Genomic DNA, 19598 nt, shown 5'->3' with positions numbered 1-19598 from the left:
TATGACTATTAAAAGATAATGTGTAATTTTTATTAAAAAACCGTAAAATGCCGTTACTCATGTGGCGATTTCGATTATAGTTTAGTGTAACAGCAAATCGCAAATGATTCATCAAGGAGGTACACAGATGGACACTGGAACTCACGTCGTGATGGGCATTGCCCTGGGGGGACTTGCCACGCTGGATCCGGTAGTGTCACAAAACCCTGCTATGATGCAGGCCGTGATGATCGGTGCTGTCGTTGGCTCCCAGGCTCCCGACTTCGATACTGTACTCAAACTGAAAAACAACGCTTCCTACATCCGCCATCACCGCGGTGTGACCCATTCTGTTCCGTTCTGGTTCATCTGGCCGACGCTAATTACAATCGTTCTGGCTCTGATGATCCCGGGCGTCTCACTCATTCATTTATGGCTCTGGACGTTTCTCGCCGTGTTTATTCACGTATTCGTCGATATTTTCAATGCGTATGGAACAAAGGCTCTGTCGCCGTTCAAGCCGAAATGGATGGCTCTTGGTATTATCAATATTTTTGATCCGTTCATTTTTTCCGCTCACATCGTGGCCATTCTGTTCTGGCGTTACGGGTTTGACCCGGGCTGGACGTTTCTCATTATGTTCGGCGTAATTGCTCTTTATTACGTGTGGCGTGTGAGCGAACAGCGGAAAGTGAGGAAGGAACTTGAGGTGCTGCATCCTGATGCGACGCACATTTTCACCTCCCCTACCTTCCGCTGGAGCCAGTGGCATATCGTTGTCCGGACTGACAAAAAACTGTATGTTGCTCAGATGAAAAACGGCACTGTAAATTACTTTGAGACCTACCCCTTTGAGCCGATTCCCGATCATCCCGTAATCAACTCGGCACGAAAGGATAAAAACCTTGCCGCTTTCCTTTCCTTTTCGCCGACATACCGCTGGGAAGTGCACCGTGAAAAAAGCGGCTATACCGTGAAATTTATTGACCTTCGTTACCGAACGAAAGGGTACTATCCATTTATTGCGATTGTGAAAATGGATGAAGACCACAACATATTAAGTTCCTACACGGGGTGGATTTACAACACCAATACGCTGCAGCGGAAGTTGGAGGTTGCGGCGGAGGGGTAGATTGTTTTTTGATCAATACCTTTAAGCAAAAAGCTTTGTTAAACTCAGGTGTTGATTTACGCTCATTGTACTTTCCGCGGGGGCGCCGCGCATTCGCTGCAATCAACATTTTTATAAATTAACAATCCTCTTTAACACAGCCCAGCAAAAAAGAGGAAGGCCGTCGATCTGACGGCCTTCCTCTTTTTGTGTATTTTATTAGTGCAATATCTGCTGATTGCCTGTGGAGCGTTCTTCGAAGTGCTGTTTAAATTTAGGGTTGGACAGCATGACTTCGTGAAGTATGCTGCCGTACTGGTTAATCCATTGCAGCAGAATCATTTCCGTTACTTCTTTTCCTCTGTATTCGCGCCCAGCCTTTGCGTACGTTGATTCGAAGTCTTCCCATAACAGTTCGATCCACGTACGTGCTTCAACAGCTGTCATTTGATCATTTTTTTCCAGTAATCGGTTTGTGAGACGCTCAAAATAGTCTTTCATAAATCCGATTCCTCCTTTTACATTTTTTCCAAAGGATGAATGAAAAAGCTGCTCCATACACTATAGTTGCCCCGTCAAAAAAAGGAGGTTCATTCCTTGAGAAATAAAGCAAAAGGTTTCCCAAACCGCATGCGGTTTTCCAAAGAGCGCCGAACGGATGATGAGCACCAGTCGAAACGGGCAAATGGTGAGATTAATGATCACCCTGCCGCGAGAATGCGTTCATCGAACCAAGAGCAGTAAAAGCTCCGCAGCATAAGCATTCATTGGGAGGTGCCCGCAGTGGCCAAAGGAACAACGAGACAATTGTTTGGATTAAATAATTACAGTGATCCGTTTCAATCCCCTCGTGCCAATCCTAAACACGCTTTTCATCAAGTGAATGGTGAGTCGCAGCAAAGTCAGCATAATCAGATCCTCGAGGTTCAGACGAGGAAACGAAGCTAACCTGAGACATCCATTAATGAACCGGGAGAGAGGCATTACGCCTTTCTCTTCTTTTTCATATCCGGATAAAAAGTTACCTCAAAATGCTGGCGCAGCCATTTATACGAATATAACACAGAATGATTACTGTTTTTTTCCGAGAAGCGAAATTGGTACTGCTTCTTCTTCCTTGCCGCCATCGCGGTATCCCCATGCAAAGACACCGTTCATGTACGTAATTTCAAATGTGCTTTCTTCATCTGTAAAGACGTACGTTTCCCCCGGCTTAAAGTCATCGGGATTCATGAGATATGCTTTTGCCATTGCCATTTTACGTTCATGGACAGCATATTCATTTACCATCCCCATCTGTTCTGCTTTTTGGGCTTTTTCCTTCAACGCTGCAATTTCATTTCGTAATTCGAATTCAGTCATTTGGCTGTATCTTCGTTCCAATTTCACAACGTCCTTTACAATCTGTTTATGTCTCATTATATGGGATTAAAGTACAAAAGAAAAGGCTTGTGCACTTTTTAAACAGATTAAATACAAAAGTGATACAGGCTATACGAGAAGAAGAATGATAAAGCCTATGATTCCTGCAAACCCAGCGTAATAAAGCATGGGCAGGAGCGTCATACGGATAATTGTCCCTTCTTTACCTACAAGTCCGGCTACTGATGCCGCTGCCACAACGTTCAGGACACAAATCATGTTTCCTGCGTTCGAGCCGAGAATCTGCAAGGCTAAAACCCGTGCAGGCGAGAGGTCGATTTGGTCTGCAACGCTGAACTGAAACAGGGAAAACATCATGTTGCTGAAGGTGGCACTGCCTGAAATGAACGACCCGAGCGCTCCGATAAACGGTGCCACGAGCGGCCAGCCGCCTCCGATGGCAGCGGATGCTGTGGCAGCAAGCTCCATAGGCATGCTGTCAAGACCTGCATCGTTAATGCCGGAATTGATAAAGATCCGGACCATGGGAACCGCGGTAAAAAGAGTAATGGCCGTTCCCGTGAGTGCTTTTCCTGACCGGGTGAAGGCTGTCTGAAGTTCTTTTATGTTCATGTTAAAGATAAAGAGCGTGGACAGGACCACGATAATGAAAACAAATCCCGGCAGATAGAAAGGATGAAGACTCTCGCTGATTCCTGTGCCGAGGATGTCTGGCCAGGTGATTGTGATGCCCTGGAGCCATGCTTTAAAAGGCAGGACATTCAGCCTTGTTAGGACAAGAAGAAAGCCGACCAATAGGTATGGAATCCATGCTTTCAAAAGGCTGGGTCTCTTTCTGGGTGACTGGTCGTCTGCAAGCAGCGTTCCGATCCAGTGGGGAAGCCAGTCTTTCCTCTCCGGGAAGTCCCATGTTTCTTTTGGCACGAGAAAGCCTTTTTTCGCAGCCGGAATTACAATGGCAAGACCAATGAGTCCGCCAAAAATAGCAGGAAACTCAGGTCCGAGGAACGTTGCGACAATCAGAGCGGGCACGGTAAAGCTGAGCCCTGAAAACAGGGCGAATTTCCAAACCTTGAGTCCTTCTTTCCATGAGCGGTTTTCACCAAAAAAGCGGGTCATGAGCATGACCAGAATGAGAGGCATCAGTGTACCTGTGAAGATGTCCACCTGCATGACATAAGTGGCGACCTGCTGAATAAACGCATCCATCCCTCCTGCCGCTTCGATATAAGGAGCAGCGGTTGCGGAGATTTGTCCCCCTTCGTAGAGCCCCTGCTCCACCCCCACGACAATGGGCGTTCCAACGGCACCGAAAGAGACGGGGCTGCTGTCGGCAATGAGAGCCAGAGCGACTGCTGCAAGGGGTGGAAAGCCGAGTACCACAAGGAGCGGGGCACCAATGGCCGCCGGTGTACCAAATCCCGCAGCTCCTTCTATGAATGCGCCGAACAGCCAGGCAATGATAATCAGCTGAATGCGGCGGTCTTTACTGATTTTCATAAAACTGCGGCGAATCGTATCGATGGCGCCGGTAATTTTGAGTGTGTTAAGAAGAAGGATCGCCCCGAAGACAATGTAAAGAATGGACAGACCGATCATGAGCCCTTCAAAAGTCGATGCCGCGATAACCCGGATAGGAACCTGCCAGTAGAAAAAGGCAAGAAATGCGGTAGCTGTGAGGCTGATGGACATAGCCTTCACAGCAGAGACTTTCAGGACAACGAGAAGAATCATAACGCTAAGTACTGGTGTTAAGGCAACAATCGTCTGAAGCATAAAAAATCCTCTCCCTTTAAGGGGTCTGACGTAGTATATCTTAATTATACCACGTGATTGCTCAGTATTTCACAAGATATTTTGTCGAAAGTGGGAAAATTTATGGCGGTGCTGAATCATTATCCTGACAAATTCTCTTTTATCCTGAACAATTGCCTGTGTATCCTTACAAATTCGCTTTTTTCCTGAAAAATCCTCTGTTTACCCTGAAAACGCAAAAAGCGGGCGGGGGCTACTCCTCCCCCGCCTTCCAGTCTTCGAGCCAGCGGTCGATTTTGTCAAAGGGGAATCCTTTGCCGTAAAGGTGCTGCTTGATGCGGCGTTCCTTTTCCCAGCTGTCATACTTCTTGTATTTCCGGACGGCTTTCTCGGCGTGCTTTTGAAGGGCTTCCCGCTCTATGGCTTCGTGCTCGCCGGTGAAGTCGAGCTCTTTCAGGACTTCGCCGGCAACAGTGCTGGAGAAGCCTTTTTGAATCAGAAACTGGGTGAGTTTCTGCTTTATTTTTTGGATGGAGTCTGATTTGTAGGTCCGCTGTTTTTTTTCCGCCAGCTCATAGGCCTGGTCATACTGTTCGGCGTAGGTGTACTGCTTGAGGGCGTGGTCGATGTGTTTGTCGGCGACGCCTTTTTCCTTCAGCTCCATTTTGATTTTCATGGGGCCTTTTTTCTGGGTGTTTTTTTTTGTCCGTACGTAGGCGTCTGCAAAGCTTTGGTCATCAAGCAGGTTCATGCCGATCAGCCTCTCCAGGATTTCATCCTTTTCTTCATCGGTTATTTCCTGATCACGGAGATAGTCGTTCATTTCTTTGACGGTGCGCATGCGGAAAGAAAGGTAGTAAAGGGCCCGGTTGTAGGCTTTACTCTTTTCTTCGTCTTTTTTGATAACGGTGATTTGTCCGTCGTTTAGTTCAAGTCCTTTTTGAATGCCGTGCTTGACGAGGACGTCTTCGTTTACGGTAAAGGCGTACTGTTCTTTTCCGTCTTGCTGAAGATAAATATGATAGCGGTCCTTGCGTTTTTTGTGCAGGGTAATTTTGGATACAACTGCCAACGTTCTCACCTCTTCTTTCATCGTACCACAGAAAGGGCAATGTTTAGACACCTTGGGATCAAGGAATTATGATAACACTAAGACATTAACAGGGAGGATACGAAACCATGAAAGTAGCGATTGCAGGTGGATCCGGATTTATCGGTACGGCACTTACAGAGCGGCTCACCTCGGAGGGGCATTCTGTTTTTATATTGACGAGAGATAAAAGCAATAAGTCTGAAAAGGCCGGTGTGAGATTTGTTGAATGGTTAAAGGACGGGACCACTCCTGAAGAGGAGCTGGACGGAATCGATGCTTTTGTGAACCTTGCCGGTGAAAATTTAAACAGCGGCCGCTGGACCGATGAAAAAAAGAAACAGATTATGGACAGCAGAATTGAAGCGACTCGGGCTGTAATGGACGTGATTAGGAAGCTGGAACTAAAGCCTGAAGTACTCGTCAATGCATCTGCCGTCGGTTATTACGGTACTTCGTTTACGGAGACGTTTACGGAGGAGCATAAAGAAAGCGGCGATGATTTTTTAGCCGAGGTAGTGAAGCGCTGGGAAGAAGAAGCAAGTCATGCCCAGAAGGAAAATGTCCGTGTGGCCTACATGAGGTTCGGGGTCGTTCTGGATGACGAGGAAGGTGCGTTGCAGAAGATGCTGACGCCGTTTAAGCTCTTTGCCGGCGGTCCGCTCGGGACGGGAAAGCAGTGGATGAGCTGGGTCCATATTGATGATGTGGTCGGTTCGATTGTTTACGCCATCGAGCACAGGGAGATTTCCGGCCCGGTTAATGTGACAGCGCCGAACCCGGTGCAGATGAAGGAGTTCGGCAAAACGCTGGCAGATGTTCTCGACCGTCCGTACTGGCTTCCGGCTCCGAGTATTGCCCTGAAAACGATTCTCGGGGATATGAGCGTCCTTGTTCTTGAAGGGCAGAAGGTTTTGCCCGACAAGCTGGAGAAGCATGACTATCCGTTTGAGTACCGTGAGCTCAAGCCGGCGCTTCAGGATCTTCTTGTGTAGATCTGGTAAATCCATCATATTTGTGTATATTCTGGTGCTCGTTCGTTCACACTAACGAGTGAACGCGAGGTGATTGCAGATGGAGAGCAAGAAGCGCCAGGCAAAAGAGGAGCGCAGCACCATGAGTAAAGCACAGCGAATGGCTTTTACGAGTGAGTTTAAAGCTGCGGACCGAGCTGCCATGCGAGACCGCACCCCAAGGTAACACCCTGACATCCAGAGGAGGTATACACAAATGAACCAAGACCAGCAACAGCGTGATAAGAAGAAGCAGCAGGCAGAAATGGAAGAGATGGCCCGTCAGTCACAGGACAATGAGATCGTGGAATATTCCGAGGAGATCGCTGATGCCGAGGATAAAGAAGCGATGGAACGCGCGGCCGAGGCCGACCAGAGAAACCGCGCCAATACAGATAACGTGTAGAGAAAAAGGAGATGATTCATGCTATGAGTCATCTTCTTTTTTTTGCCATCCCTATCCTTTATGAGCAATTAGATGTACAATGAAGATAGACATTGTTTAGCAGGAGGTTGAATCTTTGTGTCATATCAACAATTCCAGCTGACAGATTTATCATTCTTTCTCATCCCCATCCTTGTTATCCTCTTCATCTTTTTACTTAATATCATTACAAGCATCTGGGCGTACAGAGATGCCCTGAGAAACGGCAACAGTAAAGAGTACAGTTTGCTTGTATTAATCGCCACACTATTCTTTCCGATTCTGGGATTGATCGTATATTTAGTAATCCGAAGAGATTAAGTGAATACGCAGCGTTCAGGAACACCTTATACACCGATACTCCCCCGGCAAATGCCCGGATAAACGAAAGGAAAGGTGAGCCTATATGAAAAACCTGCCACCAAGCTATTTAGGAAAGAAAGTGTTTATTGACGGACCGGATGCAAAATTTTATGTGGTCCGCTACGAAGAACACGTAGGAAAAAAGAAAACTCACTGCTTACTATTTGACCAGGATACTCCGGTGATTTTTGCCGTCTTGTCCGATGAGGGCGCATTCCTTGACTCCTTTTACCTCTCCAAAAAGTCCAACCAGGCATCCACAAATGCAGTTGAAACCTATGAAGAGATTGTTCAGCGAAAAAAACAGTACCGCGTGACGCAGGACGACCTCCGGGATGCTCTGAAGCCCAAGTCCGAAGCAAAAATGAAAAACGAAAACATCATGAAGCATCTCGTTGATGAGCATTTGGAAGACATCAAGAATCAATGGCCTTCCCGATTACTCACGCTTCAAAAGACAGATGGGAAAAGTGAAGAATCTCTGATTAACGAAGCCTTGTCTGAAGCGATTCGCCAGGCAAATGCCAACAAATCATTCGACTTTCTCGTCTCCCACCGTTATGATCACTTTGTGCCGCAGCTTGGGTTTGTTATGGAAAAGTACCCTAACCTTCTTCCCCAAGTGACGGATTACTACCTTGAATACAATGAAACGAAAATTGTGAAACAGCTTCTTATTAATACGTGTGAGAGTGTCTCTCTTGACGATACACCGCTGATTGAGAGCGTCCTGAGTCTGGCAAGAAAGATTGATCACATTCACTACTCGAGTGTATTGAAGCTTGTATTGAGTATCCTCTTTAAGCGGGTCAAACAGGACCGTAAATCGAGTCCGAAGGCGTGGCTCAATGATACGGTGCACGACAAAGCGATCCGCCACTCGATTGTAGCAGCGCTTAAGAGTAAAAAAACAGGATGATCTTGTAGTTAGGGCAGCCCGGGATTGCGGGCTGCTTTTTGTTTTGGGTTGACGCGGGGGAGTGGCTTTGGCATTGTTCATCACTTTGGGCGGGTTGTTCATCGACCTTTTGTTCACCACTTGCTCTATTAATATACTTAAAAAGAGCGTCTGAGGAGAAGCTTTTCACTCTCCTGAGACGCTCTTTTTTTATCCGTGTGTCCGTCTTGCAAAGTCCACGAATCGGAATTTGTCCGGGCGGTGGCGGGATTCGGTGTACTGAAAGAGGCTTGCATCATCGAAGTACACGTAGTTTTTTACCACAACAATGTTGGAGAAGCCTTCGAGATCGAGAAGCTCCCTGTCCTCCTCGGTCGGCTCCACAACAGTGATTTCTTTTTTGGCGAAGCTGATCGTCATGTTGAGATCGCTTTCAATATATTCGTAAATGGAATTGGCACAGATTTCTGCGGTCAGGTGGTCGATATAGACTTTACTGAAAAAGTCTTTATCTAAAATTACGTTTTCACCGTCGATTTCCCGGACACGGTGAACCTCCCATACCTTGGCATCCTCTTTTACTTTGAGCTGTTCCTGTATGTATGAGTCAGGTTTGATCAGATCTAGTTTCTTCACGTAAGTCTTATTATTGCTGCCGATTTTTTTGGCCAGTTCTTTAAAGCTCACAAGTCCGCTGATGGGAAAATCAAACTTACGTGCGTCAAGAACAATCGAGCCTTTCCCTTGTACTTTTTGAATAAAGCCATTCTGGGCAAGCATGTTCAGAGCCTTGCGGATGGTTTCACGGCTGGTATTATACTTCTCCATAAGGTCGTGTTCCGACGGGAGCTTGGACTGCGGGGAGAAGGTTCCCTCCTGGATTTTGTCTGCTATGTCATGGTAAATCTTAATAAATTTATTCTGCATTGTCATCACCGCTTTAAGAAAGTAGCCAAAAAGTCCGGCAGGATTCCGCCGGAACTTTTTGGAATTTAAGTTAAGTGTATCACGCTTTTTTCAAATGATAAACGACAGACTCGTATGGTCTGAGGGTAACAGAGGATGGATCGCTGCCGGAGTCGTCGTAATTTGAGAGAAGGACTTCTGACTCGCAGCCATCCACGTTAACCGGGGATTCAAACGTTGTTTCTTCCTCGTAGAAGTTGTTTACCACAAGAAGGCGTTCGTCTCCGTGTTCACGTACATAGGCAAAAAGCTGCTTATCATTTTCCATAAGAAGCTTGTAGCTTCCGTAGGTGATGATGTCATGGGTTTTACGCAGCTCAATCAGCTTGCGGTAGTGGTGGTATACGCTGTCCGGGTTTGCTGTTGCGTCTTTTGCGTTGATCTGCTTGTAGTTTTCCGGAATACCGATCCACGGTGTGCCTGTGGTGAATCCTGCGTTTTCGCTGTCATCCCACTGCACCGGTGTACGGGAGTTGTCACGGGATTTCTGCTTGATCGCAGCCATAAGCTCGTCCTCGCTCATGCCCTCTTTTCGTTTTAAATCATAAATATTCAGCGATTCTACATCGCGGTATTCGTCGATGCTGTCAAAATTCGGATTGGTCATGCCGAACTCCTCGCCTTGATAAATATAAGGCGTTCCCTGCATCATGTGTACCGTTGTGGCAAGCATTTTTGCCGATTCGCTGTGGTACTTACCGTCATTACCGAAGCGGCTGACAACACGGGGCTGGTCGTGGTTGCACCAGAACAGGGCGTTCCAGCCGCCGCCTTCGTGCATTGCTTCCTGCCATTCGGAGAGAATCTGCTTCAGCTGAATGAAGTCAAAGTCCGCAGCGGTCCACTTTTCTCCGTTTGGGTAGTCCACTTTTAAATGGTGGAAGTTGAATGTCATGCTGAGCTCGTTGCGGTCAGGGCGTGTGTATTTGATACAGTTGTCAATCGTCGTGGAACTCATTTCCCCGACGGTGAGAACGTCGTATTTTGAGAATACTTCCTTGTTCATTTCCTGCATAAACTCGTGGACGCGGGGACCGTCTGTGTAAAATTTCCGGCCGTCCCCAGGAGCTACCGAGCCGTCATCGTTCGGGAATGACTGGTCTTTTGAAATGAGGTTGATGACATCGAGGCGGAAGCCGTCCACGCCTTTATCAAACCAGTAGCGCATCATGTCGTACACTTTTTCCCGGACTTCTTCGTTTTCCCAGTTTAGGTCTGCCTGGGTGACGTCAAACAGGTGCAAGTAGTACTGCCCTGTTTTTTCATCGTACTTCCACGCGTTGCCGCCGAATTTTGACTGCCAGTTCGTCGGCTCGGCTCCGTCCACCGGGTCTTTCCAGATGTAGAAGTCGCGGTACTCGTTATCCTTTGATTCAGCGGACTGTTTAAACCAGGCGTGCTCGGTGGATGTGTGGTTGACCACAATATCCATGATGATTTTTAAGTCCCGTTTATGTGCTTCAGCTAAGAGGCGGTCAAAGTCTTCCATCGTGCCGTACTCTTCATGGATGCTGAAATAGTCGCTAATGTCGTAGCCATTGTCTTTTTGTGGTGACTTATAGATCGGCGTGAGCCAGATCACGTCCACTCCTAGGTCTTTTAAGTAGTCCAGCTTTTCAATGATTCCTTCCAAATCACCGACACCGTTACCCATCGTGTCGTTAAAACTCTTCGGATAAATTTGGTAAACGACGGATTTTCTCCACCATTCATTTTTAGGCATAATCTATGCACTCCTCCATCAAGTCGGTCTCTTACATGTTCCCCAAATGAGCGCCATTTGAAACCGTGTTCAAACAGGACTCACCGCATTGGAATTCAATTGAATTATAACTTGTATATACAAGAAGTTCAACCTCTTTCCGTATGTGAACTCCAGATCAGAGGGTCTGACCCTTTGTGAATAGGTTCACATTTTCTGTCTTAGGGAACGAAAAATAAAGCCATCCCCGGCGGGGGATAGCTTTATTGTTTCGGCTGGGGTTCGAAGACTTCGAGTTTGTCCTCGATATGGGCGTCGAGTTCTTCCGTTTCGTCGTGGAAGTGAATCATGATGTGATACTTTCCGCTCGTTTCAAACGTGTGTTCCAGTTCGTAGGTGCCCGGCTCAACTTCCCTTGTTTTCAGGGTATCGGGCTCTTCTCCGTTCTGCCAGAGGTCAAACAGCACCTCTCCGTTCGTCCACGGCTCGTCCTCCCAGTTTACCTGTACTGTTAACATGGCGGGTTCTCCTGCATAGAGTTCATCGTTTGCTCCGAAGAAGGCGATGAGCTCTTCAGGAACTTCTGCCTCATTATTTCCCTGGTTACCGGAGCGGATCAAAAAGTCTCCTACGATCAATTCGCTCAACATTACAGACTGACGGTCTCTTGCCGTGACCCTGGGCTGGATGTAAAAAAGGTTTTCTTCATCAAAGGTAAAGCTGCTTGCATAGATCCCACCGCCCTCGTGCTCGGCTTCAAGTTCGGTGCTTTCATAGCTTCTGCCGTGGGGCCAGATCTCAAACATCACCTCATCTGCATCGTCTACCTCTTCCCCGGCCTGCTTTACCTCTACGCGCAGCGTTGTCTCTTCGTTTGGCTGAATGTCGTCATCAAACAGCATTCTCACGTTAATCCGCTCGCCGGTGCCTGCGGATTCCGGTTCCTCGATGAGCGGATCGTCACTGCATGCAGCAAGCACAAAAAGAAGTACGCCTGCCAGCACTATCCTTATATTGTTCATTTTGATCGCCCTCCGTACAAACAAGCTTCTAGTTCCATTTTACCCTATATTGATACTTTGGACACAGATAACTTTAGTTCCTTGCTATGTAAAGGAAAAGGAAAAGACACCCTGGGTTGCAAGGTGCCCTTTTTTCTTTTACTTCTGTAAAACAAACCTCGCGACACATTCCACCTGTGCGGTTTGGGGGAACATGTCCACCGGCTGGAGGGAGTCGAGCTTATAGCCTGATTGGACTAGCTCGTTTGTGTTTTTCGCCAGGGTGGATGGGTTACAGGATACATACACGAGACGTTTCGGCTTCACGCGGCCGATGGTGTTCAAGAGGCTTTCGTCAAGCCCGCTTCGTGGTGGATCGACGACAAGAACATCGGGTTTCCAGCCTTCTTTTGCCCAACGCGGAAGGACATCTTCTGCTTTTCCTGTTTCAAATTCTGCGTGGTCAAAGCCGAGCTGTTCGGCATTGATTCGGGCGTCATCAATGGACGCCTGCGTCACGTCCACCCCCCGCAGCTCCTTCGCTCCGTCAGCGAGCCAGAGTCCGATCGTTCCGACTCCGCAGTAGGCATCTGCCACTTTCTCCTGTCCGGTAAGCCGGGCTGCTTCTTTTGCCAGGTCATAAAGCTTCCGGGTCTGGATCGGATTGAGCTGGAAGAACGCCTGAGCCGACAGATTAAAATTCAGTTCTCCCAGAGTTTCGCGGATTTTTTCCTTCCCGTCAAGGACACGGGTTTCGTCTCCGAAAATGACGGACGTTTTCCGTGAGTTTACGTTTTGAACGATGGACTTAATAAACGGCAGGCGCTGGTTGACGCGCTGGACGATTAAGTCTGCTTTAGGCAGGTCTCTCGTTGCGGTGACAAGCACGAGCTGGACTTCTCCCGTTTCAAAACCGACACGGGTGACGATAGTGCGGACGATTCCTTTTCGCTTTCTTTCGTTGTAGGCCGGGATGTTCAGTTCTTCGAGAATCTTCTTAACCGTACGGGTGACTTCATCGGTTTTCGGATGCTGTACGATACATTTTTCGATATCGATCAGGTGGTGGCTTTCGGTCTGGAAAAGGCCGGTAATCAGGCTGTCATCGGCGTTCCCCACCTGCATCTGGCTTTTGTTCCGGTAGCGCCATGGGTCTTCCATGCCCACTGTGTCGCCAAATGAAAGCTTATCGAGGTTAATTTTTGTATAGCGCTCAAACGCCTGGCGGACAATGTCCTTTTTCTCCTGAAGCTGCCCTTCGTACGTAAGGTGCTGAAGCTGGCAGCCGCCACAGCGGTCGTAGTACACGCACGGGGCTTCTGTCCGCTGATCCGATGGCTTTCGGATTTTACGGATTTTCCCTTCGGCAAACTTTCGGTGAACTTTTGTGACTTCGCACACAATTTCTTCCCCGGGCAATGCGCCGCGGACGAAGACGACCTGGCGTTTAAAATAGCCGACTCCTTCTCCGTCAATGCCGAGACGTTTTATGGTAAGGGGGAAACGCTGTCCCACCTTCATGTTTAATTCCGTTTGTTTTTTGTTGTACTGCTTTTGCATCTACAAAATTCCTCCGTTCAGACGATGCCGTTCTCCAGGCTGTTCCACAAATACAGTGTCACGTAGCTCCGGTACGGCTTCCAGTCTGCTGATTTTTTCTCCATCCAGTCGAGGGACGGTTTTTGGTCTAAATGATAAAACTGTTTTAATGCGTTTTGGACACCGATGTCCTGTGCCGGAAACAGATCCATTCTACCGAGCCCGAACATCATGAAATTCTCTGATGTCCAGCGGCCAATGCCACGAAGGGCGGTCAGCTTTTCGACGATCCGTTCTTCTGATTCCGGACGAAGACCATCCAGGTCGAGGTGGCCCGCTGCGATTTTCTCTGATGTCTGGATAACGTACTCCGCTTTTCTTCCGCTGAATTGCAGTTCCCTTAACTGTTGAACGTCCAGGCCGCTTACGGTCTCGGGGTCCGGGTAAAACCAGGCGCCCTCTTTTTGAGTGCCGTAGGTTTTGACGAATCGTTCGGTCAGGGTCGTGGCAAATGCCATGTTCAGCTGCTGGTGGATGATCGTTTTCATGAGGCAGCCGTAGAGCTGGAAGTCGGTGATGAACGGGACGCCTTCGCTTTGTTTCATGAGCGGGTAAAGATCGGTGTTTTCGTAGTGTCCGGTCATGCGCTTTAAAGGCACGTCGAAGTGCATGATTTCATAAACCCTCGTTAGTATAGCATCTTTGTCCCAGTTTGCGTCGGCGGTGAGGTGAAAAGTTGGTTTTTCTGTAGTGCCGGTTGCCCTGAGGGTCACGACGACAGGTTTTCCTTTTATCAATATAGGCATTTTCAGCGTTCTTTTTTCACGGTCGAGGCTGTTGAGAGGGTCGAATGCCAATCGTTTCAACGACTGGTCAAAATTGTAAGGTCCTTCAAGCTGAACGGTTGTATCCATTGGCGCACCGCCTTTCGTTACTCCTTTCATCATACCATAACGGCCGGTCTTCCTTAACTTGCCACCCCGGTTTTGGGGCTATGTTTGATACACTCGCTATTGAGATAAAAAAAGAGGGAGAGATTACAAGTGTCTATTGCAACAGATGTAGCATCACTCGAGATCATGGCTGATATTTACAAAAAGAAAAGCCTGAACGACATTTTGAAAAAGACGGTGGACTGCCTTGTGGAGAACGTTCCGTACATCGACTGGGCAGGTGTTTATTTCGTAGAAGGAGAGGGCGATGCGCGCTTGATGGCTTCCAGTGACGAAGAACGTGACCTGAGCTGGGAATCGAATGCGGAGCTGAAATTTCCTATTGAGGACGCGAACAAGAACGTTCTTGGAGTGCTGATTGTCCGCAGTAAAGAAGCGATTGCCTTTGATGTGACGGACGTGGCGACGTTGGAAGAGATTGCTTCCGGTCTGGCTGAAATCGGATTTTCAAACTGAGCATGATGAACGGAGAGAGGTTGTTTTAAAGGTCCAAAAGTAGATTGGGCAATGGCTCCGCGCCACTGCTCGCCCAAACACGCGAAAGCCATTCGTGCAGTGTTTTCAAAAGAGGGCAGCGGCTTCGCTCATTGCTTCAGAGGGCGGCTCATCAGTCTGATGAGCCGCCCTCTTTTTTAATCTGCTTTAAACGGGGTTACCTGGTTTTGGGAGGCGTGGTCATCAAGGCTTTTGAATTCGTACCCCTGGGCACGGAGGTCGTCGATGACTTTCGGCAGGGCCTCGGCGTTGTCGCTGGATACGGAGTGAAGGAGCATGATGGCTCCTGGATGGATGCGGCGCATGATCGAGTCATAGGCGTATTTCCAGCCTTTTTGTCTGTTCACTTCCCAGTCCACGTAGGCAAACGACCAGAAGACGTTTGTGTAGCCGAGCTGCTGTGAAAGGGCGAGTGAGCGTTCGCTGAAGGTCCCTCTCGGTGGTCTCAGGTACTGCATCCGGCTGTCCCCCGTAACTTCTGTGTAAAGGTCTTTGAGGTTTTCCAGTTCTCGTTTCACCCGGGCGTCGTCTACTTCCGGAAGGCTCGGATGATGATACGAATGGTTTCCGACGATGTGACCTTCTTTGAGCATGCGCTGGATGAGCTCCCGTTCTGTGTTCAGGTAGTGGCCGGTAACGAAAAAGGTGGCCGGCACTTCTTTTTCCTTCAGGACGTCGAGCACCTTTTTGGTGTACCCGTTTTCGTACCCGTTATCAAAGGTGAGGTAGATTTCTTTTTTGGACGTGTCTCCGATATAAAAGCCGCCGTATTTTTCGAGGAGCGCTTCATAATGAGGCTCGGTGGATGGCGGTTCGTTGTTTTCTTTTGGCTTGAAGTTCCAGTGGTGGACCTGTGTACTGTAGGCGTGTGCGGTTGTGGCGATGGCGGTTGTGAGAAGGATTGCCGTCATCGTTGCCGTCAGCGCTCTTTTTAGGTTCATTGAAGAACCGCCTCCTTTTCTGCGGATGGTTTTTGGGTAGTTTTTGTTATGAAAGAGGGTTTTATGTATGGGGGGCGGGATGGTGTTTTTGGATGTGGGGCAGCTAATTGGGTTGAATGGGGTACTAACCTGTTTAAAGGCGCACCTAACCTGTTTAAACAACCTCCCAACCTGTTCAAACCCAAAAACCGGCCGCGCACTTTGAGCACGCGGCCGGTCTGTTTTTTAATATACTCTTTCTTTATACTGGCTGAGGCGCTCCAGTGATGTTTTTTCCACATCTCTGTGAAGACTGTTTCCGTGGGCGTCCATCGTAACGATGGCGCGGAAGCCTTCAACGCGGAGGTGCCACATGGCTTCAGGAATTCCGAATTCCATGAGGTCCACCCCTTCTACGCCTTTGATACAGTCTGCATAATACTGGGCGGCTCCGCCGATGGCGTTTAAGTATACGCCGCCGTGTTCTTCCAGTGCTTTTAATGTTTTCGGACCCATTCCGCCTTTTCCGATGACAGCGCGGATACCGAACTTTTTCATGATGTCTCCCTGGTACGGCTCTTCACGGATACTCGTTGTCGGGCCGGCTGCTTTCACATGCCAGTTGCCGTCACCGTCTTTTAACATAACTGGACCACAGTGATAAATGACCTGGCCGTTCAAATCAATCGGTGCGTCGTGCTCCATCAGGTGGTGGTGAATCGCATCGCGTCCTGTGTGCATCATACCGTTGATGACAACGACATCGCCGACTTTAAGATCTCTAATCTGTTCTTCTGTAATCGGTGCTTCGAGAACCACTTCACGGGGAGCTTCTTCTATTGTTTCCTCAGCGGCTGCAGCTACTTCCTCTTCTGCGAACGTCACTTTGTCTCCATCTTTATAAAGCCAGCTCTGAATCGAACCGTCTTCTGCGTCGAGGGTCACACCGAGACGGCGGAACGCCCAGCAGTTGTACGCCACAGATACAAAGAAGCTTGCGGGAAGACGGTTGCCTGCACCGATTTTACAGCCGAGAAGCGTCGCTTCCCCGCCGAAGCCCATTGTGCCGATTCCGAGCGTATTTGCTTTTTCAAGCACGTAGTCCTCAAGGTTGGCAAGGTCTTCATTTGGATTCACGTCATCGACTTTACGGAACAGCTGCTCTTTTGCAAGGGCGTAGCTTGAGATGCGGTCGCCGCCAATGCCGACGCCGATAAAGCCGGCGCTGCAGCCTTGTCCCTGTGCCTGGTAGACAGAGTGAAGGATGCACTTACGGATACCGTCAAGGTCACGACCGGCGCGGCCGAGTCCTTCAATTTCCGCTGGAAGGCTGTACTGAATGTTTTTATTTTCACATCCGCCGCCTTTCATAATGAGGCGGACCTCAATATCATCTTTTTCCCACTGGGTGAAGTGGATGATCGGCGTACCATCGCCGACGTTGTCCCCGCTGTTTTCACCGGTAAGTGAGTCTACCGAGTTCGGACGCAGTTTCCCATCTGCCGTGGCCTGCTTTACAGCCCTATGGATCTGCTTTTTCATTTCAATCTGGTCGGCGCCGACAGGCACTTTTGCTTCAAACGTCAGCATCCCTGTGTCCTGGCAAATTGGCAGGACGTGGTCGTCTGCCATACCGATGTTTTGTGTAATGGTTGCTAACGACAGTGCGGCTCTTGTCCCGGCATTCTCTTTTTGTTTTGCTCGGTCAATCGCCCGTCTTACGTCGTGTGGTAAGTTTGTTGATGTTTCAACAATCAGGTTGTACATGCTTTCTTTGAATTCCTTCACAGTCAACACTCCTCGTCCGCTGATAAAAATTCCAGATGTTTATTCAAACCCGATTATACTATGAAACCCTTTTCAATTGGCGGATTTTGTGGAGAAAAATCAGAAAGATTGAGAGAACGATGGTATATTATGGTATATAAATTGTAGGAGGAGTCTTGACGATGGACAAAGAAAAGCAGGATTGTGCCGCTGATGGTGAACAGCGGATAATTGATTATGGAAAAATTCATATTATCGGGTCCGTGAGAAGCGGGAAAACGACACTTGCAAAAAAGCTGGCAAAAAAGACAGGGATTCCACATTTTGAGCTGGATAATGTGGTCTGGGAGCGGCATCAGTCCGGGGACCGGAGCGTTCAGAAGCGGAACGAATTAAACGTCTCGGGGAGATTGTGCAGGGAGACCTGTGGATCGTGGAAGGTGTCCATAATGAACCTTGGGTGAATGAAAGCTTTGAGCGGGCTGGTGTGATTCTTTTTCTCGATCCCACGTATCGGATTCGGACGTATCGTATCGTCAAGCGATACATGAGGCAGAAGCTCGGTTTGGAAAATTATAAACCTACGTTTGCCGTTTTCGCAGCATGTTTAAGTGGAACCGGCATTTTGAAAATAAGGGGAAGCCTCATTTTTTTCAGCGGTACAGGACGTATGAACAGAAGATCCGGATCATTAAAGGACATCTTAAAGGAGGTTTCAAATGACGATTAAAGGACTGAATCATTTTTTATTTTCTGTATCGGACTTGGACGAGTCGATTTCATTTTACGAAAACGCGTTTGGCGGGAAGCTGCTGGTGAAGGGAAATAAGACGGCGTATTTTGATGTGGGTGGCATGTGGTTTGCCCTGAATGAGGAGGCGGATGTACCAAGGAATGAGACCTACACCCATGTTGCCTTTTCGATTGCAGAAGCTGATTTTGACCCGATGCTGGCAAAATTGGAGCGGCTGGGAGTAAATATCCTTCCAGGCCGCCGGAGAGATGAACGAGACAAAAGGTCGGTGTACTTTACCGACCCTGACGGCCATAAATTCGAGTTCCACACAGGGACACTTCAGGACAGGCTTGATTATTACAGAGAGTCAAAGAACCATATGACTTTTTATGAGTAAAAGGTGCCCCCTTACACTTTTGGGGAGACCTTCTCATTACTTTTTACTTCGACTTTCCATCCAGCTCGACCTTACTCCTCACTGCCACTCCGTTTAACGCCTGGGATGCGAGGTGATCGGCTTCATGGTTCTTTTTACGGGAGACCACTTCGTAGGCCGGATCGATGCCCAGTTTCTTTAATTTATCCTCAATCCGGTCAGCCCAGCTGTTCAGGGCTTTTTCCATTGTGGGCCACTCGCCGCTGAGCTGATTAATGACCACTTGGGAATCTCCCGTAAAGGTAACGGGTAAATGGTGGGCGCCGAGCTCTTCCAGCTCTTGGACAGCCAGGTGGAGAGCCGCGTATTCCGCTTCGTTATTCGAATCCAGAGCCTCCATTTTTGCATTTTTCCTTAAACGGAAAGATTTCCCGTTCTGCTCATAATAGATCGCACAGCCAAGACCGGATACTTTTGTCTGTAGATCGAATCCGCCGTCAAAATAAACCGTAATGTGATGGGGCTCTGTTTCAATTTCTGCAACGAGTTTCTTGAGCTGTTTTAATGTCCACGTTTGTTCCCGGTGGTCTACAAACGTAATGTTCTTAAGGCGTCCGGTCCGTTCGAGATCTCCTGCAATGGCAATCGCTTCTTCTACACGCATATCTGCGGAGCTGAAGGTGGTTTCCAGTCCCTTTGGGGTTTTGTATGTGATATCAAGCCTTACGTCCATTTTTGTTCCTCCCGTTTGTCAGCTATCCGTAGTGTATGTGAACCGTGGACATTTAACGCTGTCCTGAAAATAAAACCTTTGGGCCTCGCGCCTGTTCAGCAATGATCTCAGCTTTATTTAATGGAAGATGCTCCCCTTCCGCGGACTCGCGCCGTGCATTCCTTGGGGTTTGCCGAAGCATCTGCAATGCTCTGTTAACACTTAAAAATCAAAAAGTGTCACAAGCGGTCATTTTTTGAGGAGATCTTCTTTTTATCCGGTCAGTTCTCCTGTTAAAGAAAACTAGATGAATCATCGACTCTCCACTGATACCCCAGCAACCTGTTGAAGAAATACAATAACCTGCAGCCCCGATCAGTCCGAGTACAACTACAAGCAACTCGATCCTCTTCCG

The 19598-nt window shown here is 48.3% G+C and carries 24 protein-coding genes; 12 read left to right on the top strand and 12 right to left on the bottom strand.

Features of this window, described 5'->3' with window-relative positions:
* The first annotated feature begins 127 nt into the window (after positions 1 to 127).
* Complete coding sequence (locus EBO34_RS18335; protein ID WP_122901286.1) at positions 128 to 1111, top strand: metal-dependent hydrolase; 984 nt, start codon at positions 128 to 130, stop codon at positions 1109 to 1111.
* 198 nt (positions 1112 to 1309) lie between these two features.
* Here the strand turns inward: EBO34_RS18335 and EBO34_RS18330 are convergent, their stop codons facing one another.
* Positions 1310 to 1591, bottom strand: coding sequence for a YfhJ family protein (locus tag EBO34_RS18330; protein WP_122901444.1), 282 nt, complete (start codon positions 1589 to 1591; stop codon positions 1310 to 1312).
* 96 nt (positions 1592 to 1687) lie between these two features.
* Between EBO34_RS18330 and sspK the strand changes: the two genes are divergently transcribed.
* Both sspK and EBO34_RS18320 read left to right on the top strand, forming a co-directional pair.
* Positions 1688 to 1834, top strand: coding sequence for a small acid-soluble spore protein K (sspK, locus tag EBO34_RS18325; RefSeq protein WP_122901284.1), 147 nt, complete (start codon positions 1688 to 1690; stop codon positions 1832 to 1834).
* 63 nt (positions 1835 to 1897) lie between these two features.
* Positions 1898 to 2038 (top strand): YpzG family protein, encoded by a 141-nt coding sequence (locus EBO34_RS18320; protein ID WP_122901442.1) that lies wholly within the window; start codon positions 1898 to 1900, stop codon positions 2036 to 2038.
* A gap of 123 nt (positions 2039 to 2161) precedes the next feature.
* Here EBO34_RS18320 and EBO34_RS18315 read toward each other — a convergent pair whose 3' ends face one another.
* The 3 genes from EBO34_RS18315 to recX all read right to left on the bottom strand — a co-directional run bounded on the left by EBO34_RS18315 (position 2162) and on the right by recX (position 5300).
* Complete coding sequence (locus EBO34_RS18315; protein WP_122901282.1) at positions 2162 to 2473, bottom strand: YfhH family protein; 312 nt, start codon at positions 2471 to 2473, stop codon at positions 2162 to 2164.
* A gap of 108 nt (positions 2474 to 2581) precedes the next feature.
* A complete protein-coding gene (locus EBO34_RS18310) occupies positions 2582 to 4249 on the bottom strand; it encodes an L-lactate permease (protein ID WP_122901280.1) in 1668 nt (555 codons plus the stop codon).
* A 232-nt stretch (positions 4250 to 4481) separates the two neighbouring features.
* Positions 4482 to 5300 carry a recombination regulator RecX gene (recX, locus tag EBO34_RS18305; RefSeq protein ID WP_183163953.1) on the bottom strand — a complete coding sequence of 273 codons (819 nt, stop codon included), beginning with the start codon at positions 5298 to 5300 and terminating at the stop codon, positions 4482 to 4484.
* Positions 5301 to 5407: 107 nt separating this feature from the next.
* Here recX and EBO34_RS18300 point away from each other — a divergent pair, with 107 nt between their 5' ends.
* The 5 genes from EBO34_RS18300 to EBO34_RS18280 all read left to right on the top strand — a co-directional run bounded on the left by EBO34_RS18300 (position 5408) and on the right by EBO34_RS18280 (position 8037).
* Positions 5408 to 6313 (top strand): TIGR01777 family oxidoreductase, encoded by a 906-nt coding sequence (locus EBO34_RS18300; RefSeq protein ID WP_122901276.1) that lies wholly within the window; start codon positions 5408 to 5410, stop codon positions 6311 to 6313.
* A 79-nt stretch (positions 6314 to 6392) separates the two neighbouring features.
* A complete protein-coding gene (locus tag EBO34_RS18295; protein ID WP_122901274.1) occupies positions 6393 to 6518 on the top strand; it encodes a YfhE family protein in 126 nt (41 codons plus the stop codon).
* Between the two features lie 30 nt (positions 6519 to 6548).
* Complete coding sequence (locus EBO34_RS18290) at positions 6549 to 6737, top strand: YfhD family protein (RefSeq protein ID WP_122901272.1); 189 nt, start codon at positions 6549 to 6551, stop codon at positions 6735 to 6737.
* Positions 6738 to 6899: 162 nt separating this feature from the next.
* Positions 6900 to 7076, top strand: a complete 177-nt coding sequence (locus EBO34_RS18285; protein ID WP_419466052.1) for a PLDc N-terminal domain-containing protein — start codon at positions 6900 to 6902, stop codon at positions 7074 to 7076.
* 85 nt (positions 7077 to 7161) lie between these two features.
* Complete coding sequence (locus tag EBO34_RS18280; RefSeq protein WP_122901270.1) at positions 7162 to 8037, top strand: hypothetical protein; 876 nt, start codon at positions 7162 to 7164, stop codon at positions 8035 to 8037.
* 189 nt (positions 8038 to 8226) lie between these two features.
* On the opposite strand, the gene treR is transcribed toward EBO34_RS18280, so the two are convergent.
* The 5 genes from treR to EBO34_RS18255 all read right to left on the bottom strand — a co-directional run bounded on the left by treR (position 8227) and on the right by EBO34_RS18255 (position 14138).
* Positions 8227 to 8943 (bottom strand): trehalose operon repressor, encoded by a 717-nt coding sequence (treR, locus tag EBO34_RS18275; RefSeq protein WP_122901268.1) that lies wholly within the window; start codon positions 8941 to 8943, stop codon positions 8227 to 8229.
* 79 nt (positions 8944 to 9022) lie between these two features.
* Complete coding sequence (treC, locus tag EBO34_RS18270; RefSeq protein ID WP_122901266.1) at positions 9023 to 10705, bottom strand: alpha,alpha-phosphotrehalase; 1683 nt, start codon at positions 10703 to 10705, stop codon at positions 9023 to 9025.
* A gap of 242 nt (positions 10706 to 10947) precedes the next feature.
* A complete protein-coding gene (locus tag EBO34_RS18265) occupies positions 10948 to 11706 on the bottom strand; it encodes a FixH family protein (RefSeq protein WP_122901264.1) in 759 nt (252 codons plus the stop codon).
* 138 nt (positions 11707 to 11844) lie between these two features.
* Positions 11845 to 13245 carry a 23S rRNA (uracil(1939)-C(5))-methyltransferase RlmD gene (gene rlmD / locus EBO34_RS18260; RefSeq protein ID WP_122901262.1) on the bottom strand — a complete coding sequence of 467 codons (1401 nt, stop codon included), beginning with the start codon at positions 13243 to 13245 and terminating at the stop codon, positions 11845 to 11847.
* A 17-nt stretch (positions 13246 to 13262) separates the two neighbouring features.
* Positions 13263 to 14138, bottom strand: a complete 876-nt coding sequence (locus EBO34_RS18255) for a DNA-3-methyladenine glycosylase family protein (protein ID WP_122901438.1) — start codon at positions 14136 to 14138, stop codon at positions 13263 to 13265.
* 129 nt (positions 14139 to 14267) lie between these two features.
* On the opposite strand from EBO34_RS18255, the gene EBO34_RS18250 reads away from it, so the two are divergent.
* Positions 14268 to 14633: a GAF domain-containing protein gene (locus tag EBO34_RS18250; RefSeq protein ID WP_122901260.1), complete on the top strand. Its 366-nt coding sequence runs from the start codon at positions 14268 to 14270 to the stop codon at positions 14631 to 14633.
* A gap of 176 nt (positions 14634 to 14809) precedes the next feature.
* Here EBO34_RS18250 and pdaA read toward each other — a convergent pair whose 3' ends face one another.
* Entirely contained in the window at positions 14810 to 15613 is an 804-nt protein-coding gene (gene pdaA, locus EBO34_RS18245; protein ID WP_429699524.1) for a delta-lactam-biosynthetic de-N-acetylase, read from the bottom strand.
* A 225-nt stretch (positions 15614 to 15838) separates the two neighbouring features.
* Entirely contained in the window at positions 15839 to 17359 is a 1521-nt protein-coding gene (locus EBO34_RS18240) for a fumarate hydratase (RefSeq protein WP_429699530.1), read from the bottom strand.
* A 182-nt stretch (positions 17360 to 17541) separates the two neighbouring features.
* Between EBO34_RS18240 and EBO34_RS21170 the strand changes: the two genes are divergently transcribed.
* The 3 genes from EBO34_RS21170 to fosB are packed head-to-tail and all read left to right on the top strand — an operon-like array spanning position 17542 to position 18492.
* Positions 17542 to 17823: a hypothetical protein gene (locus EBO34_RS21170; RefSeq protein ID WP_346725815.1), complete on the top strand. Its 282-nt coding sequence runs from the start codon at positions 17542 to 17544 to the stop codon at positions 17821 to 17823.
* On the top strand, positions 17793 to 18089 hold the full coding sequence (locus tag EBO34_RS21165; RefSeq protein ID WP_346725814.1) for a hypothetical protein: 297 nt from the start codon (positions 17793 to 17795) through the stop codon (positions 18087 to 18089). Before EBO34_RS21170 ends, EBO34_RS21165 begins: the two co-directional genes overlap by 31 nt.
* Complete coding sequence (gene fosB / locus EBO34_RS18230) at positions 18079 to 18492, top strand: metallothiol transferase FosB (RefSeq protein ID WP_122901256.1); 414 nt, start codon at positions 18079 to 18081, stop codon at positions 18490 to 18492. The genes EBO34_RS21165 and fosB overlap by 11 nt, the downstream gene beginning before the upstream one ends.
* Before the next feature lie 43 nt (positions 18493 to 18535).
* Here the strand turns inward: fosB and EBO34_RS18225 are convergent, their stop codons facing one another.
* Entirely contained in the window at positions 18536 to 19204 is a 669-nt protein-coding gene (locus tag EBO34_RS18225; RefSeq protein WP_122901254.1) for a ribonuclease H family protein, read from the bottom strand.
* Positions 19205 to 19598: the final 394 nt, after the last annotated feature.

This window comes from Alteribacter keqinensis, assembly GCF_003710255.1.
Lineage (GTDB): Bacteria > Bacillota > Bacilli > Bacillales > Salisediminibacteriaceae > Alteribacter > Alteribacter keqinensis.
Note: the sequence above shows the minus strand (reverse complement) of the source record. Positions and strands in the feature narration are given on the sequence as shown.

Coding starts and splice junctions, on each gene's coding strand:
- EBO34_RS18335 (WP_122901286.1), top strand. CDS start 128: ATGGACACTGGAACTCACGTCGTGATGGGCATTGCCCTGGGGGGACTT.
- EBO34_RS18330 (WP_122901444.1), bottom strand. CDS start 1,591: ATGAAAGACTATTTTGAGCGTCTCACAAACCGATTACTGGAAAAAAAT.
- EBO34_RS18310 (WP_122901280.1), bottom strand. CDS start 4,249: ATGCTTCAGACGATTGTTGCCTTAACACCAGTACTTAGCGTTATGATT.
- EBO34_RS18300 (WP_122901276.1), top strand. CDS start 5,408: ATGAAAGTAGCGATTGCAGGTGGATCCGGATTTATCGGTACGGCACTT.
- EBO34_RS18295 (WP_122901274.1), top strand. CDS start 6,393: ATGGAGAGCAAGAAGCGCCAGGCAAAAGAGGAGCGCAGCACCATGAGT.
- EBO34_RS18290 (WP_122901272.1), top strand. CDS start 6,549: ATGAACCAAGACCAGCAACAGCGTGATAAGAAGAAGCAGCAGGCAGAA.
- EBO34_RS18280 (WP_122901270.1), top strand. CDS start 7,162: ATGAAAAACCTGCCACCAAGCTATTTAGGAAAGAAAGTGTTTATTGAC.
- treR (WP_122901268.1), bottom strand. CDS start 8,943: ATGCAGAATAAATTTATTAAGATTTACCATGACATAGCAGACAAAATC.
- treC (WP_122901266.1), bottom strand. CDS start 10,705: ATGCCTAAAAATGAATGGTGGAGAAAATCCGTCGTTTACCAAATTTAT.
- EBO34_RS18265 (WP_122901264.1), bottom strand. CDS start 11,706: ATGAACAATATAAGGATAGTGCTGGCAGGCGTACTTCTTTTTGTGCTT.
- rlmD (WP_122901262.1), bottom strand. CDS start 13,245: ATGCAAAAGCAGTACAACAAAAAACAAACGGAATTAAACATGAAGGTG.
- EBO34_RS18255 (WP_122901438.1), bottom strand. CDS start 14,138: ATGGATACAACCGTTCAGCTTGAAGGACCTTACAATTTTGACCAGTCG.
- pdaA (WP_429699524.1), bottom strand. CDS start 15,613: ATGAACCTAAAAAGAGCGCTGACGGCAACGATGACGGCAATCCTTCTC.
- EBO34_RS18240 (WP_429699530.1), bottom strand. CDS start 17,359: ATGTACAACCTGATTGTTGAAACATCAACAAACTTACCACACGACGTA.
- EBO34_RS21170 (WP_346725815.1), top strand. CDS start 17,542: ATGGACAAAGAAAAGCAGGATTGTGCCGCTGATGGTGAACAGCGGATA.
- fosB (WP_122901256.1), top strand. CDS start 18,079: ATGACGATTAAAGGACTGAATCATTTTTTATTTTCTGTATCGGACTTG.
- EBO34_RS18225 (WP_122901254.1), bottom strand. CDS start 19,204: ATGGACGTAAGGCTTGATATCACATACAAAACCCCAAAGGGACTGGAA.